General features: G+C 62.4%; 14 protein-coding genes. 9 read left to right on the forward strand and 5 right to left on the reverse strand.

The features are described from left to right. Positions 1 to 94 precede the first annotated feature (94 nt). Positions 95 to 724 carry an invasion associated locus B family protein gene (locus HNQ71_RS19205; RefSeq protein WP_095091562.1) on the forward strand — a complete coding sequence of 210 codons (630 nt, stop codon included), beginning with the start codon at positions 95 to 97 and terminating at the stop codon, positions 722 to 724. A 73-nt stretch (positions 725 to 797) separates the two neighbouring features. Here HNQ71_RS19205 and hspQ read toward each other — a convergent pair whose 3' ends face one another. Next, positions 798 to 1,121: a heat shock protein HspQ gene (hspQ, locus tag HNQ71_RS19210; protein ID WP_167392389.1), complete on the reverse strand. Its 324-nt coding sequence runs from the start codon at positions 1,119 to 1,121 to the stop codon at positions 798 to 800. A gap of 178 nt (positions 1,122 to 1,299) precedes the next feature. After that, entirely contained in the window at positions 1,300 to 2,508 is a 1,209-nt protein-coding gene (locus tag HNQ71_RS19215; RefSeq protein ID WP_184874230.1) for a UbiH/UbiF family hydroxylase, read from the reverse strand. A 113-nt stretch (positions 2,509 to 2,621) separates the two neighbouring features. On the opposite strand from HNQ71_RS19215, the gene HNQ71_RS19220 reads away from it, so the two are divergent. From HNQ71_RS19220 to HNQ71_RS19255, 8 genes are all read left to right on the forward strand, one after another. Beyond that, positions 2,622 to 3,518: a DUF2182 domain-containing protein gene (locus HNQ71_RS19220; RefSeq protein WP_246461644.1), complete on the forward strand. Its 897-nt coding sequence runs from the start codon at positions 2,622 to 2,624 to the stop codon at positions 3,516 to 3,518. A 14-nt stretch (positions 3,519 to 3,532) separates the two neighbouring features. Further along, positions 3,533 to 4,147, forward strand: a complete 615-nt coding sequence (locus HNQ71_RS19225) for a DUF1326 domain-containing protein (protein ID WP_184874232.1) — start codon at positions 3,533 to 3,535, stop codon at positions 4,145 to 4,147. After that, positions 4,144 to 4,965, forward strand: a complete 822-nt coding sequence (gene pcsA / locus HNQ71_RS19230) for a phosphatidylcholine synthase (protein ID WP_184874233.1) — start codon at positions 4,144 to 4,146, stop codon at positions 4,963 to 4,965. Before HNQ71_RS19225 ends, pcsA begins: the two co-directional genes overlap by 4 nt. Before the next feature lie 22 nt (positions 4,966 to 4,987). After that, complete coding sequence (locus HNQ71_RS19235; RefSeq protein ID WP_184874234.1) at positions 4,988 to 5,968, forward strand: quinone oxidoreductase family protein; 981 nt, start codon at positions 4,988 to 4,990, stop codon at positions 5,966 to 5,968. Positions 5,969 to 6,101: 133 nt separating this feature from the next. Beyond that, positions 6,102 to 7,679 carry an ABC transporter ATP-binding protein gene (locus tag HNQ71_RS19240; protein WP_184874235.1) on the forward strand — a complete coding sequence of 526 codons (1,578 nt, stop codon included), beginning with the start codon at positions 6,102 to 6,104 and terminating at the stop codon, positions 7,677 to 7,679. Then, complete coding sequence (locus tag HNQ71_RS19245) at positions 7,676 to 8,806, forward strand: ABC transporter permease (RefSeq protein ID WP_184874236.1); 1,131 nt, start codon at positions 7,676 to 7,678, stop codon at positions 8,804 to 8,806. The genes HNQ71_RS19240 and HNQ71_RS19245 overlap by 4 nt, the downstream gene beginning before the upstream one ends. Continuing rightward, entirely contained in the window at positions 8,806 to 9,726 is a 921-nt protein-coding gene (locus HNQ71_RS19250) for an ABC transporter permease (protein WP_184874237.1), read from the forward strand. Before HNQ71_RS19245 ends, HNQ71_RS19250 begins: the two co-directional genes overlap by 1 nt. 50 nt (positions 9,727 to 9,776) lie before the next feature. Then, positions 9,777 to 10,844 (forward strand): BMP family ABC transporter substrate-binding protein, encoded by a 1,068-nt coding sequence (locus tag HNQ71_RS19255; RefSeq protein ID WP_184874238.1) that lies wholly within the window; start codon positions 9,777 to 9,779, stop codon positions 10,842 to 10,844. A 48-nt stretch (positions 10,845 to 10,892) separates the two neighbouring features. Here HNQ71_RS19255 and HNQ71_RS19260 read toward each other — a convergent pair whose 3' ends face one another. From HNQ71_RS19260 to HNQ71_RS19270, 3 genes are all read right to left on the reverse strand, one after another. After that, a complete protein-coding gene (locus HNQ71_RS19260; protein ID WP_184874239.1) occupies positions 10,893 to 12,014 on the reverse strand; it encodes an acyltransferase family protein in 1,122 nt (373 codons plus the stop codon). Between the two features lie 86 nt (positions 12,015 to 12,100). Further along, a complete protein-coding gene (rimO, locus tag HNQ71_RS19265; protein ID WP_184874240.1) occupies positions 12,101 to 13,414 on the reverse strand; it encodes a 30S ribosomal protein S12 methylthiotransferase RimO in 1,314 nt (437 codons plus the stop codon). A gap of 146 nt (positions 13,415 to 13,560) precedes the next feature. Beyond that, positions 13,561 to 14,220 (reverse strand): TerC family protein, encoded by a 660-nt coding sequence (locus HNQ71_RS19270; protein WP_184874241.1) that lies wholly within the window; start codon positions 14,218 to 14,220, stop codon positions 13,561 to 13,563. Positions 14,221 to 14,262 lie beyond the last annotated feature (42 nt).

The following is a 14,262-nucleotide window of genomic DNA, read 5'->3' on the forward strand; positions in this document are numbered from 1 at the left end:
GAAGTCATTCTGTTGCCTCATTTTGGCAACAGGTAGCTGGACCACACGGCGCGAAGAAGCCGGTCCCGGGATCATTTGAGAGGAAGTGCACGACATGACGAGCCTGAACAGCAACGCGTACCGCCTGTCGGTCATGGCCGCTGGCGTGGTCGGCTTTCTGGGCGCAGGGCTTCCCGCTGCTTCCGCACAGCAGCAACAGCAGATTCCGCAAGGCTGGTTCAAGGCTTGCACCAAGCAGGAAGACGTCGACATCTGCAACGTCCAGAACATCACCACGGCCGGCAACGGCCAGCTGATCACCGGCGTCAGCCTGATCGAGCTGAAGGGCAAGGTGAACCGCAAGGTGTTCCAGGTGACGGTGCCGACCGGCCGTCTGGTGCCTCCCGGCATTGGCCTGCAGATCGATACCGGCAAGGCCGTGAAGCTTGATTACGTCATTTGCTTCCCGGATCGTTGCGTGGCCGAAGTTCCGCTCACCGACCAGCTCGTCGGTGCCTTCAAGAAGGGCCAGGCGATCACGCTGACGTCGGTCAATTTCCAGAACCAGCAGAACCCGATCAAGATCGCCCTGCAGGGTTTCAGCGGCGCCTATGACGGCCCGCCGCTGCAGCAGTCCGATATCGAAGACCGGCAGAAGAAGCTCCAGGACTTCGTCGCCAAGAACAACCAGGATTTCGCCAAGAAGCTCAAGGAAGAGCAGGACAAGGCGAAGACCGCCAACTGATCAGCCGATTCTTTTCGGCCTAATAAAAAAGCGGGGGCATGCCCCGCTTTTTTTGCGTCTGTCGTTTGGTGGGTCAATGCCTCGACTGCCGTTTCGGCTCGTAGCGCCCGTCCGGCCTCTTGTCGAACATCTCCTTGATCTGCGGATGCCGGACCGGCTCGCCCGACTGATCCTCGAGCAGGTTCTGCTCAGACACATAGGCGATGTATTCGGTTTCCGAATTCTCGGCGAGCAGGTGATAGAAGGGTTGATCCTTGCGCGGCCGCACGTCGGCGGGGATCGCTTCGTACCATTCGTCGGTGTTGGCGAACTGGGGATCGACGTCGAAAATGATGCCCCTGAAGGGAAACAGCCGGTGGCGAACCACCTGTCCGATCGCGAATTTGGCTGTTTTCATCGTACTCACCACTGAATTCCTTAGACTTATTTGGCGCACACTGGGCATCAATTCAATCCCGAAGCGTTTTGGTCGCGCCTTGAAGCTACGCAGGACGCGGCGAAAAGGTTTTGCCGCATGCCGCCGATGTCGACATTCGCCGAGGGCGCGGATTGGCGGAATGCTCGGAAGATCGCTATCAGCGCGCCGGCTTTCGCAGGCCGCCGGCCAGCGCTGCGAAGCCGCTGCCGGGACGAAGCCCTTCGCGCATGAAAAAGGCGCGAAGCGGCGCGAAACCACCGAGCACGCCGAGCCCGGCAACACGGGCCATCTGCGCCGGCAGCATGTCGGAAAGCAGCGACATGTTGAGCAGATTGACCGCACTGCTGCGCGCCAGAATATCGGGGCGGCGTTTGAAATCGTAGGCTGCAAGGGCCTTGGCGGCGCCGGGGTCGGTGCGATTTTCTCCAGCGATACCAACCAGATCGTCGATATCCCTGATACCGAGATTGAGGCCTTGCGCACCGATCGGCGGAAACACGTGGGCGGCTTCGCCGACGAGCGCCACACGCTCCCGCGCGAAACGCAGCGGCGTAACCGCCGAAAGCGGATAGATCTGCCGGCCCGGCTCGACCGTCACTCGGCCCAGCATCGACTGCATCTGCCGTTCGACGCGCACGGAAAGCGTCGCATCGTCCAACGCGGCGAGTTCCGTTGCGGTCTCAGGCTTCACCACCCAGACCAGGCTCGAGCGATTGCCGGGCAGCGGAACCTGCGTGAACGGACCGGTCTCGGTGTGGAATTCGGTCGAGGTGAAGGCATGATCGCCGCTGTGACGGAAATTGAGGACAAGAGCTGCCTGCGGGTAGGAGCGAGCCGAGGTCGAGATGCCGGCCGCCTGCCGCGCCGGTGACAACCGTCCGTCGGCGGCGACCGCCAGGGAAGCGTCTACCGTGCTGCCGTCGGTCAGGACGGCACGGGCATATTCGGCATCGAGATGCCAGTTTGCCACCATCGACCGTCGCCAGTCGATGCCGGCATGCGTGGCAACGGTGCTGGCGAGCGCGGGATTGAGGACGCTGTTGGGCAGGTTCAGCCCGAACTGGTCTTCGTCGATCTCGCTGGCGCGGAAGGTGACGACGGGGCTGCGGATCAACCGGCTGGTCGCGTCGACGATACGCATCACCTTCAAGGGCGCCGCCTTGGGCTTGATGTCTTCGAGCACGCCCAGCCGCGCAAGCACTTGCAGAGCGGGGTTCATCAGGGCCGTCGTGCGGCCATCGGGGGCAGAAGCTTCGGGCCCGACAAGCGTCACCGGGAAACCGGCGTCGGCGAAAGCGAGCGCCGCGATCAGCCCTGCCGGCCCCGTGCCAGCAACCAGTATCCGCGCAGTTTCTCGATGCTCCAAGATCGGCTTCCGGCTAGCAATGCGAGGCAGCCCACCCGACCTGCCAGTCGATCCAGCATATAGGTCAATTCATGCCGCTTGATCAACGCGGCGATTCGGCTCATTCGGATGTCATGACCGGCCAGCAAGACGATTTCAGCCATCTCGACCGCGCCGGCCGCGCCATTGCGAACATAGCCCGCAGCCCCCGCGTGACGGTGAACGTCATTGTCGGCGCATGTATCCTGCTTGCCTGGCTGTTGCTTGCCGCGATGGCAATCCGCAGCGCCGAAGGGCGGATTGCCGGCGTCAGCGCCCCTGGCGACGCGCTTCTGCGCGGCCTGCCGAGATTGCCGCTGCCGGATTTCCTGGAGCGGTTCTTCGCGCTCTGCCTGTCGCCGACGCCGCTCGACGGAAGCCTCGGCCTCAAAGCCGGCGCACTCATCCTGATGTGGTTCCTGATGGCGATCGCCACCATGCTGCCTTCGGCCGCACCGATGATCCGCACCTATTGCGAGATCGCCGATACGGCTCGCATCAAGGGCGAGCCGGTCGTCCATCCACTGGTGCTGGTTGCCGGTTACCTTGGTGTCTGGCTCGCTGCCTCGATGATATTCGCGGTGCTGACCTTGGCCATTCATGCATCCGCCTTGCCCAGCGGGATGCTCGACCCCGTCGTCGGTATTGCCGGCGCGCTCGCTCTGCTGATTGCGGGCCTCTACCAATTCAGCGGCCTGAAGGAAGCCTGCCTGAAGAAATGCAGGAACCCGTTCTCGATCCTGTTCGCGAACTGGAGCGCGAGGCCCATCCGCGTCTTCCGGCTTGGCCTCGCGCAAGGCTTGTGGTGCCTCGGCTGCTGCTGGGCGTTGATGCTGGTGATGTTCGCCGTTGGGGTGATGAACGTCTTCTGGATGGCGTTGATCGGGCTGTTCACCCTGATCGAAAAACAGACGGCGAGCAGGGTTCCAACCCGGCTGGCCGGTGCGATACTGCTTGTCTGGGCAGCAGCGCTGCTAGTAGTCTCGCGATGAGTGGGGGGAAATCGATGTCAGACCAGAGCTGGGCAATGAAGGGAGAGCTCGTACTCTCCTGCAATTGCACGGTTTTTTGCCCTTGCGTGCTGTCGCTCGGCAGTCATCCGCCGACCGAAGGCTATTGCCAGACCTGGGCCGGCTTCCGCATCGACGCCGGCCATTTCGGCGAGGTCGACCTGTCGGGGCTCAATCTCGGACTGATCATGGAAATCCCCGGCTATATGAGCCGCGGCAACTGGACCGCTGGCCTGTTCATCGACAAGCGCGCCTCGGTCTATGCGGTCAAGGCGCTGACCAAGATTATCACCGGCAAGGCGGGTGGGACCACATCGTTGCTCTCCATACTTGTCGGCAAATTCCTCGGTGTCGAACAAGTGCCGATCACCTATGAGACGCGTGATAGGACACGCATCTTCCAGATACCGAAGATCATCGACGGGGCGGTCACGCCGATCCCCGGTAAGGACCGAGACAAGGATACGGTGATCAGCAATTCGGAATACTGGATCGCGCCTGAAATCATCGTTGCCAGGTCCGACAAGAGCAAGATGCGGGCTTTCGGCCGAAACTGGAATTTTGCCGGCCGTTCGGCCGAGATCTGCAAGCTGGATTGGCGGGGCCCGTGAGCAAAAACACAACGGCCAGGAAGAACACGGCCAAGAAGTTGACGGATCGGATTCCGCGGCCGAAGAAGAAAGTCACCTGGCCGCAAGCGAGGGCGTTCTCCGTCCATCTGCTGACCGCCTCGGGCTCGTTCCTGGCCTTCCTGTCGCTGGTGGCGGCGAGCGAACAGCGCTGGACCGCGATGTTCTGGTGGCTGGGGCTGGCATTGTTCGTCGACGGCATCGACGGGCCGATCGCCAGAAAGCTCGAGGTCAAGGAAATCCTGCCGACCTGGTCGGGCGAAATGCTCGACAACATCATCGACTATGTGACCTACGTCCTGATCCCGGCCTTCGCGCTTTACCAGCGCGGCTTCATGGGCGAGGGATTGTCATTCCTGTCGGCGGCGATCATCGTCGTCTCCAGCGCCATCTACTATGCCGACACCGGCATGAAGACGAAGGAGAATTTCTTCAAGGGATTCCCCGTAGTCTGGAACATGGTGGTGTTCACGTTGTTCGTCATCGAGCCGGGACAATGGGTTTCGTTCGCGGTGGTGGTGGTGGCCGGCATTCTGACTTTCGTGCCGATCAATTTCATCCATCCGGTGCGGGTGGTGCGGCTGCGACGCATCAATCTCGCGATGACGCTTTTGTGGTGCGCTTTCGGCGCGCTGGCGCTGGCGCAGGCGGCACTCGCTGCCTTCTACGATCAGATCGGCGTGCTGGGCGAACAGGTCAGCACCTTCACCAAGATCGGCATCAGCATTACTGGGCTCTACCTTGCCTGCATCGGGGGCGTCATGCAGTTCTTTCCAAATCTCGGTGCCAAAAAAGCCTGATCAGTCCAAGGAAGTTCAGCCCATGTCCAAAGCGATCCGCATCCACGCCAATGGTGGCCCGGAAGTCCTGACCTATGAGGACACCGATCCCGGCCGTCCGGGATCAGGGCAGATCCTGATCCGGCATACAGCGATCGGCCTCAATTTCATCGATGTCTATCACCGCACCGGCCTTTATCCGCCGCCTGGCGGCTTTCCACTGGTTCCGGGCAGCGAGGCTGCCGGCGTGGTGCTGGAAGTCGGCCAGGACGTCGACTGGCTGAAGCCGGGCGACCGCATTGCCTATGCGACGAATGTCGGCGGCGCCTACGCCGAGCAACGCGTCATTGCGGCCGGCTACGTGGTCAAGGTGCCGGACGGCATCAGCGACGAACAGGCGGCCGCGATGATGCTGAAGGGCATGACCGCCGAGTATCTGCTGCGGCGCACCTTCAAGGTGAAGGCAGGCGACACGATCCTGTTTCATGCCGCGGCCGGCGGCGTCGGGCTGATCCTCGGGCAATGGGCTAGATATCTCGGCGCGACCGTCATCGGCACGGCCAGCTCGGCCGACAAGATCGAGCTCGCCAAGGCGCACGGCTTCGATCACGTCATCAACTACAAGGAGCAGGATTTCGTTGCCGGCGTCGCCGCTCTCACCGGTGGCGGGAAATGCGACGTCGTCTACGATTCGGTCGGCAACGACACGTTTCCGGCGTCGCTCGACTGCCTCAAGCCGCTCGGCATGTTCGTCAGCTTCGGCCAGTCCTCGGGATCGATCCCGCCGTTCAGCATGTCATTGCTGGCCCAGAAGGGCTCGCTGTTCGCCACAAGGCCGACCTTGTTCGTCTACAATGCGAAACGCGAGGACCTCGAGGCCTCCGCCGCGGCCCTGTTCGAGGTCGTGCTCAGTGGCGCCATCGAGATCAAGATCAACCAGCGTTACGCGCTCAAGGACGCCGGCAAGGCGCATTCCGACCTCGAGGGCCGCAGGACAAAAGGGACCACCATTCTCATCCCTTAGTCCCTTGTGCCTTGCTATCCCTTGAATTTCCGCTGAAATTCTTGAAGCTCTTTCAAGACGTGTGCCGCTTTCCGATGAGAGCAGGCCGCGCCTACCATGCTTGCGGGAACACAGAACATATCTGGCTAACCAGATGGGAGGCACTGTGAGTGCAAATCAGGACGGCACGAACCTGCTCGAGGTCCGTGGTCTTACCAAGATATTCGGCACCCTGACGGCGTGCGATCACATCGATCTCGACATCGCTAGGGGTGAAATCCACGCCTTGCTCGGCGAAAACGGCGCCGGCAAGTCGACGCTGGTCAAGATGCTGTTCGGTTCGCTGGAGCCCAATTCCGGCGAGATTTTCTGGAACGGCCAGGCGGTCAGGATTTCCAGCCCGGGCGCGGCGAAAAAGCTCGGCATCGGCATGGTGTTCCAGCACTTCTCGCTGTTCGAGGCGCTGACCGCGGCCGAGAACATCGCGCTGTCGCTGGATGACGGTTCACCGATCAGCAGCATCGCGGCAAAGGCGAGGGCGCTTTCCTACAGCTACGGCCTGCCGCTCGATCCGGAATCGCTGGTCGGCGACCTGTCGGTCGGCGAACGCCAGCGCATCGAAATCATCCGCTGCCTTCTGCAAACGCCGCAGCTCATCATCCTGGACGAGCCGACCTCGGTGCTGACGCCGCAGGAGGCCGACAAGCTGTTCGAGACGCTCGAGCGTCTGCGCTCGGAAGGCAAATCCATCCTCTATATTTCGCACCGGCTTGAAGAGGTCAAACGCATCTGCGACCGCGCCACCGTGTTGCGGCATGGCAAGGTGGTCGGCCACTGCAATCCGCGTGAGGAAACAGCCTCGTCGCTGGCCCGCATGATGGTCGGCAACGAAGTGCAGGCCGTGGTGCGTGCGCCGGTCGAGGGGATCGACAAGGCGCAGCCGCTGCTCGAAATCCGCAACCTCACCCGCAAGCCGGCAACGCCGTTCTCCATACCGCTCAAGGGCATCAGCCTGAACGTCCGCGCCGGCGAGGTGATCGGCATTGCCGGTGTCGCCGGCAACGGCCAGGGCGAATTCTTCGAATCCGTCTCGGGCGAGGTCTTGCAGCAGGATGCTGCTTCCGTACGCATCCGTGGCAAGGATGCGGGTGGCCTCACCATCACCGGACGCCGGTTGCTGGGCGCTGCCTTCGTGCCGGAAGAGCGCCTCGGCCACGGTGCCGCGCCGCGCATGAAGCTTTCCGAGAACCTGCTGCTGTCGCGCCACGCCACCGACGGCAAGGCGTTTGTCGGCGCCGGCGGAATGGTCAAGAGCGCCGCCATCTACAGCGCCGCCCAACGCATCATCGTGGCGATGGATGTGCGCAAGAGCGCGCCGGATCCGGAGGCCGCGGCACTTTCGGGCGGCAATTTGCAGAAATTCATCGTCGGCCGTGAACTCGATCGCCGGCCAAGCGTCATGGTGGTCAACCAGCCGACCTGGGGCGTCGACGCGGGTGCCGCTGCCCACATCCGCCAGGCGTTGATCGAATTGTCGCGCAGCGGCTCGGCGGTGCTGGTGATCAGCCAGGATCTCGACGAGCTGTTCGAGATATCGGATGCGATCGCGGTCATGCACAATGGCGAGCTGTCCAAGCCGTTGCCGATCGCCGAAGCGACCTTCGAGAAGGTCGGCTTGCTGATGGGCGGCGCCGAGCCCGGCCACGCCGAACATACGCTGGAGACGGCATGATGCGCCTCGAACTCGTCAAACGCCCGCAGCGCTCCGCGTTGTTCTCGGCCCTGTCGCCATTCCTCGCCTTCGCGCTGACAATCATCGCCGGCGCCATCATGTTCGCGTTGCTCGGCGTCAATCCGTTGACCGCTTTCCGGATCTATTTCATCGAGCCGGTCAGCCAGGTCTGGCAGCTGCATGAACTGGCGATCAAGGCGGCGCCGCTGATCCTGATCGCTGTCGGCCTGTCGGTCTGCTACAAGGCCAACATCTGGAACATCGGCGCCGAAGGCCAGTTCATCCTTGGCGGCATTGTCGGCTCGATCATTCCGGTGCTGTTTCCGCAGTTCGAAAGCCCGCTGGTGCTGCCGCTGATGCTGCTGCTCGGCATGGTCGGCGGTGCCGCCTATGCGGCGATCCCGGCTCTGCTCAAGACGCGCTTCGGCACCAACGAGATCCTGACCAGCCTGATGCTGGTCTATGTCGCCCAGCTCTTCCTCGACTGGCTGGTGCGCGGACCATGGCGCGACCCGCAGGGCCATGGTTTCCCGCAGACCATTCAGTTCAACGACTCGGCCGTCCTGCCGGAACTGATGCCGGATGCCGGACGGGCAAACTGGGGATTTGTCTTCGCGCTGGTCGCCGCGGTGCTGGTGTGGATCCTGATGAGCCGCATGCTGAAGGGTTTTGAAGTCCGCGTGCTGGGCTCAAGCCCGCGGGCAGGGCGCTTCGCCGGCTTCGGCCTCAACCGCATGGTGTTCTTCGCCTTCCTGCTGTCGGGTGCCTTGGCGGGCCTTGCCGGCATCTCGGAAGTCTCGGGCGCCATCGGCCAGCTGCAGCCTGTCATTTCGCCCGGTTACGGCTTCACCGCCATCATCGTGGCCTTCCTTGGCCGCCTCAATCCACTCGGCATCGTCGCCGCCGGCCTGGTGCTGGCGCTGACCTATCTCGGCGGTGAAGCGGTGCAAAGCGCGCTCGGCATCTCCGACAAGGTGGCGCGGGTGTTCCAGGGTATGCTGCTGTTCTTCGTGCTCGGCTGCGACACACTCATTCACTACCGCATTCGCCTGATCGGCCTGGCGCTGACCAAACCGGAAAGCGCTGCGAAACTCGAAGCCGCGCCAAAGTTGAAGGAAGCCCGTTGATGGACATCACCATAAACATCCTTCTGACCATCGCCACGGCGGCAACGCCGCTGTTGATCGCCGCGATCGGCGAACTGGTGGTCGAGCGCTCCGGCGTGCTCAATCTTGGCGTCGAAGGCATGATGATCATGGGCGCCGTCGGCGGCTTCGGCGCCAGCTATCTCACCGGATCACCCTGGATCGGCCTGCTGGCGGCGATCGCCATGGGTGCGGTGTTCTCGTTGCTGTTTGCCGTGATGACGCTGTCGCTGGCCACCAACCAGGTGGCGACCGGCCTGTCGCTGACGCTGCTCGGCCTCGGCCTTTCCGGCATGATGGGAACGAGTTTTGTCGGCCAGCCCGGCGAACGGTTGCCTAACCTCGAGATTCCCGGCCTGACCTCGATCCCCGTCGTCGGCAGGCTTCTGTTCGGGCAGGATCCGATCTTCTACATCTCGATTGCGCTGACCGCGGCCGTCATGTGGTTCCTGTTCAAGACACGTACCGGACTGACGCTGCGCTCGATCGGCGACAGCCATACGTCGGCCCATGCGCTGGGCATCCAGGTCATCCGCTATCGCTATCTCGCCGTGATCTTCGGCGGCGCCTGTGCGGGTCTCGCCGGTGGCCATCTGTCGCTGGTCTACACGCCGCAATGGGTCGAGAACATGACCGCCGGTCGCGGCTGGATCGCGCTGGCGCTGGTGGTGTTCGCGTCGTGGCGGCCATGGCGGGTGCTGGCCGGCGCCTACATCTTCGGCGCGGTGTGGATCGGCCAGCTTCATGCACAGGCTTTTGGCATTCCAGTGCCGTCACAGTTTCTTTCTTCGCTACCCTATCTGGCAACCGTCGTGGTTCTCGTTCTAATCTCGCGCAACAAGCGTCTGACGATGATGAACACACCGGCTTCCTTGGGGCAGCCATTCGTTCCGGATCGTTGACAATAAAAACAAACGGGAAGCTCCAAGGCTTAACACAGAGAGGTAACACAATGAAAAAACTGCTTATTGCCCTGATGACCACGACAGCGGCAGTTTCGCTGGCGGCGTCCGCAGAGGCAGCCGACAAATTGAAGGCTTGCTGGGTCTACACCGGCCCGATCGGTGATTTCGGCTATTCCTACCAGCACGACCAGGGTCGTCTCGAGGTGGAGAAGGCGCTCGGCGACAAGGTCGAAACCGCTTATCTCGAAAACGTCTCCGAAGGCCCCGATGCCGACCGTGCTTTCGAGCGACTGGCGCGCGAAGGCTGCAAGATCATCTTCGGCACTTCCTTCGGCTTCATGGACCCGGAAGTGAAGGTCGCCAAGAAATTCCCGAAGGTGATGTTCGAGCACGCAACCGGCTACAAGACCGGTGACAATCTCGGCATCTACAATGCGCGTTTCTATGAAGGCCGCTATGTGCTCGGCCAGATCGCCGCCAAGGAATCGAAGGCTGGCGTTGCCGGCTACATCGTTTCCTTCCCGATCCCCGAAGTGGTGATGGGCATCAATTCGTTCATGCTCGGCGCACAGTCGATCAACCCGAACTTCAAGGCCAAGATCGTCTGGGTGAATTCGTGGTTCGATCCTGGCAAGGAAGCCGACGCCGCCAAGGCGCTGTTCGACCAGGGCGCCGACATCATCGTCCAGCATACCGATTCTACCGCCGCCCTGCAGGTGGCCGAGGAGCGCAAGCTGCACGGCTTCGGCCAGTCCTCGGACATGATCAAGTTTGCGCCGAACGCGGCGCTGACCTCGCTCACCGACGAATGGGGTCCGTACTACATCAGCCGGGTCCAGGCGGCCCTCGACGGCACTTGGAAGCCGGACAATGTCTGGCTCGGCATCAAGGACGGGGCGGTCAAGCTCGCGCCTTTCACCAACATGCCCGACGACGTGAAGGCGATGGCGGAAGCCACCGCAAAGAAGATCGCCGGCGGCTGGAACCCCTTCACCGGACCGGTCGCCAAGCAGGACGGTACGCCGTGGCTGAAGGATGGCGAGGTCGCCGATGACGGTACGCTGCTCGGCATGAACTTCTACGTGAAGGGCGTCGACGACAAGCTGCCGCAGTAAGCGGTGCGAGATACCAAATAGGAGAGGGGCGCCGCAGGGCGCCCTTTTTCATTCGGCGGGTTGCGTCGCGCCCTGGGTGGGACGAAACCTCGCCAATCCGACATCGACCGCGCGGCCCAGCCAAATCCTGAGCAGCCGCTGAGCCGGTCGTTCGCAGGTGCTCCAGATCGCCCACGAAACAATGAGCATGAGAGCGATGCAGCCAAAGGCGGCGAACCATTTGCCGACCAGGGGAGTTGCGGCATTGATGGCGAGATAGCCGATGTTCTGGTGCAGGAGATAGAGCGGGTAGGCCAGCCCGCCCAGCGCCGGGGTAAGCGCCGAGGATCGCACACGATGACGCAACAAAACCGCGCCGATCAAGGTCGCGTGCATGACGACATTGGCGACGACGAGATTGGCCGACGAAACGGCAATGCCATAGCGGTCCTGCATCCAGTGCTGCGTCACGGACAGTGTGCCGCATGAGATCAGGAACGACGCCGCGAGCAGCAGCAAGGCGGGCGGGGAACGGCCATGTGCGTGGAGGTGGTGGACCAGCACACCGGCGGCGAAGAACGGCGCGAACTCGGTGATGAACAGCAGCCTCGCCGCGCCGCTGCCGAGGAAGACTTCGTTCAAGGCCGAGATCGCCAGCCAGACGAAGATCAATTCCAGCTTGCGTCTCTGGAAGAGCCCGGTGAACAGGGCCAGCGTCACACAACCGTAGAAAACCAGTTCAAGAACGATCGACCAGTAGACGCCATCCACGAAGGGCTGGCCGAAGGCTGGCGCGAACATCGACAGATTGGCGGCATACTGGGCGAAAGAGGCCGGAAGCAGCGGTGTGCCGGCAAGCAAGACAATCGCGAAAGTGATCGTCATGCAAATCATGAAACCGGGATAGAGGCGAACGAAGCGTGCAATCGCGAACTGGTCCCCGTGCCGGTTTTCCGCCGACCGGGCAATGACGAACCCGCTGATCAGAAAGAACAGATTGACGCCCAGATAGCCATGGATGCCGAACGGCGCGGCTTGTGGATATCCCTCGCCAAGGAAGCCTTCGGCGGCCGCGCCGTGAAAGAAATAGTGAAACAGCACGACGGCCCGCGCCGCCGCCAGCCTGAGCAGGTCCAGCGTCGCGATGTAATCCCGCCTGGCAGGTCTAACGTCCCATCCAAATTTCCGCATTTACGGTCTGGAAACCATACTGCGGATCGCGGCTGAACGGACTAAGCGGGCCGAACTATCGCCAGGTGTAGTAAATACGGGCCGCGTCAGACCGCCGAACCGAAGAGGTCATAGGCATCGGCGCGGTCGATCTTGACGGTGACGATGTCGCCGGCGCGCAGCGGACGGCGCGACTGGATATGCACCGAGCCGTCGATCTCGGGCGCGTCGTATTTGGTGCGGCCCTTTGCCGACGTGCCGTGCGCCTCATCGATCAGCACCGGCAGGCGCTTGCCGACCTTCTTGGCAAGCTGCGTTGCCGAAATCTTCTGCTGGCGCTGCATGAAGCGGTGCCAGCGTGCTTCCTTGATCTCCTGCGGGACCTGTTCGAGACCAAGGTCATTGGAGCGGGCGCCGCGGACCGGCTCGTATTTGAAGCAGCCGGCGCGGTCGATCTTGGCCTCGTCGAGCCAGTCGAGCAGCATCTCGAAATCATCATCCGTTTCGCCGGGAAAGCCGACGATGAAGGTCGAGCGGATGGCGAGATCCGGGCAGACCTCGCGCCAGCCGCGGATGCGCTCGAGGGTCTTTTCGCCATGGGCGGGCCGGCGCATGTTCTTCAGCACCTGCGGCGACGCATGCTGGAACGGGATGTCCAGATAAGGAAGGATCTTGCCGTCGGCCATCAGCGGGATGACGTCGGCGACATGCGGATAGGGGTAGACGTAGTGCATGCGCACCCAGATGCCGAGCTTGCCCAGTTCCTCGGAAAGATCGAGGAATTTCGCCCGCACTTCGCGGTCGCCGAACATGCTGGTCTGGTACTTGATGTCGATGCCGTAGGCGCTGGTGTCCTGCGAGATGACGAGGATCTCCTTGACGCCGGCCTTGGCCAGTTTCTCGGCCTCGCGCAGCACATCGGCCGCGGGCCGCGAGACGAGATCACCACGCAGCGCCGGGATGATGCAGAAGGTGCAGCGGTTATTGCAGCCTTCGGAAATCTTGAGATAGGCGTAGTGGCGCGGGGTCAGCTTGACGCCTTGCGGCGGCAGCAGGTCGATATAGGGATCGTGCGACGGGGGCGCCGCCTCATGCACGGCGGCCATCACGCTCTCATAGGCCTGCGGCCCAGTGATCGCCAGCACATTAGGGTGCCTCTCGCGAATGACGTCCGGCTCCGCACCAAGGCAGCCGGTGACGATGACCCTGCCGTTTTCCGACAGCGCCGAGCCAATGGCATTGAGTGACTCGTCGCGGGCGGAATCGAGAAAACCGCAAGTGTTGACCACGACAAGGTCGGCACCGTCATGCTTGCGCGCGATCTCATATCCCTCGGCGCGCAGGCGCGTGATGATGCGTTCCGAATCCACAAGGGCTTTCGGACATCCAAGACTGACAAAACTCACGCGAGGAGCGGACATATAGGGTTTCCGGGCTTTTCAGGATTGCCGGCGCAGTACCACACTTATTGCGGCATTGGTATGGGCACGCCTTCGATGCGGCAAAACGCACGGCGATTGCGCTCGCGACATTGCTTTCCGGATCGAAGAAGCAGCCGGCAGGCGGCCTAGCTGACCACGTTGTTTACATGCGGCCAGACTTCCACCGCACCACGATAGACCATGTCCACGGCCACATAGAGAATGATCAGCAGGCCGATATAGGCGATCCAGCGGTGGCGATGCAGCAGCTTGGCAATGAAAGTCGCGGCAAGCCCCATCAGCGCGATCGATAGCACGAGGCCGATGACCAGCACCGGAAAATGATCGCGCGCGGCACCCGCGACCGCCAGAACGTTGTCGAGCGACATCGACACGTCGGCGACGACGATCTGCAATGCCGCCTGGCCGAGCGTCTTGCGCTTCGTCTTGCCGGCCACCATCCTGTCGCTGTTGAGATCGGAGTTCGACAGCGCCTCGGTCGCTTCGAGCTCGTCGGCATGGGACGTGCGCAGCTCGCGGTACATCTTCCAGCAGACCCACAGCAGCAAGATGCCGCCGGCCAGCAGCAGGCCGACGATCGCCAGCAGCTTGACGGTAACCGCGGCAAAACCGATGCGCAGCACCGTTGCCGCCAGCACACCGATGAGGATCGCCTTCTTGCGTTGTTCGGCCGGCAGGCCAGCAGCGGCAAGGCCGATGACGATCGCGTTGTCGCCAGCCAGCACGAGGTCGATGGCGATGACCTGGAGCAGGGCGGTCAGGCTGGCAGCGCTGAAAATGTCCATCGACCAGAAGCCCTTGCTGATTTGCCGAGTGTTCGTCGATTA

Origin of the sequence: Mesorhizobium sangaii, from assembly GCF_014207355.1 — a bacterium.
GTDB classification, from domain to species: domain Bacteria; phylum Pseudomonadota; class Alphaproteobacteria; order Rhizobiales; family Rhizobiaceae; genus Mesorhizobium; species Mesorhizobium sangaii.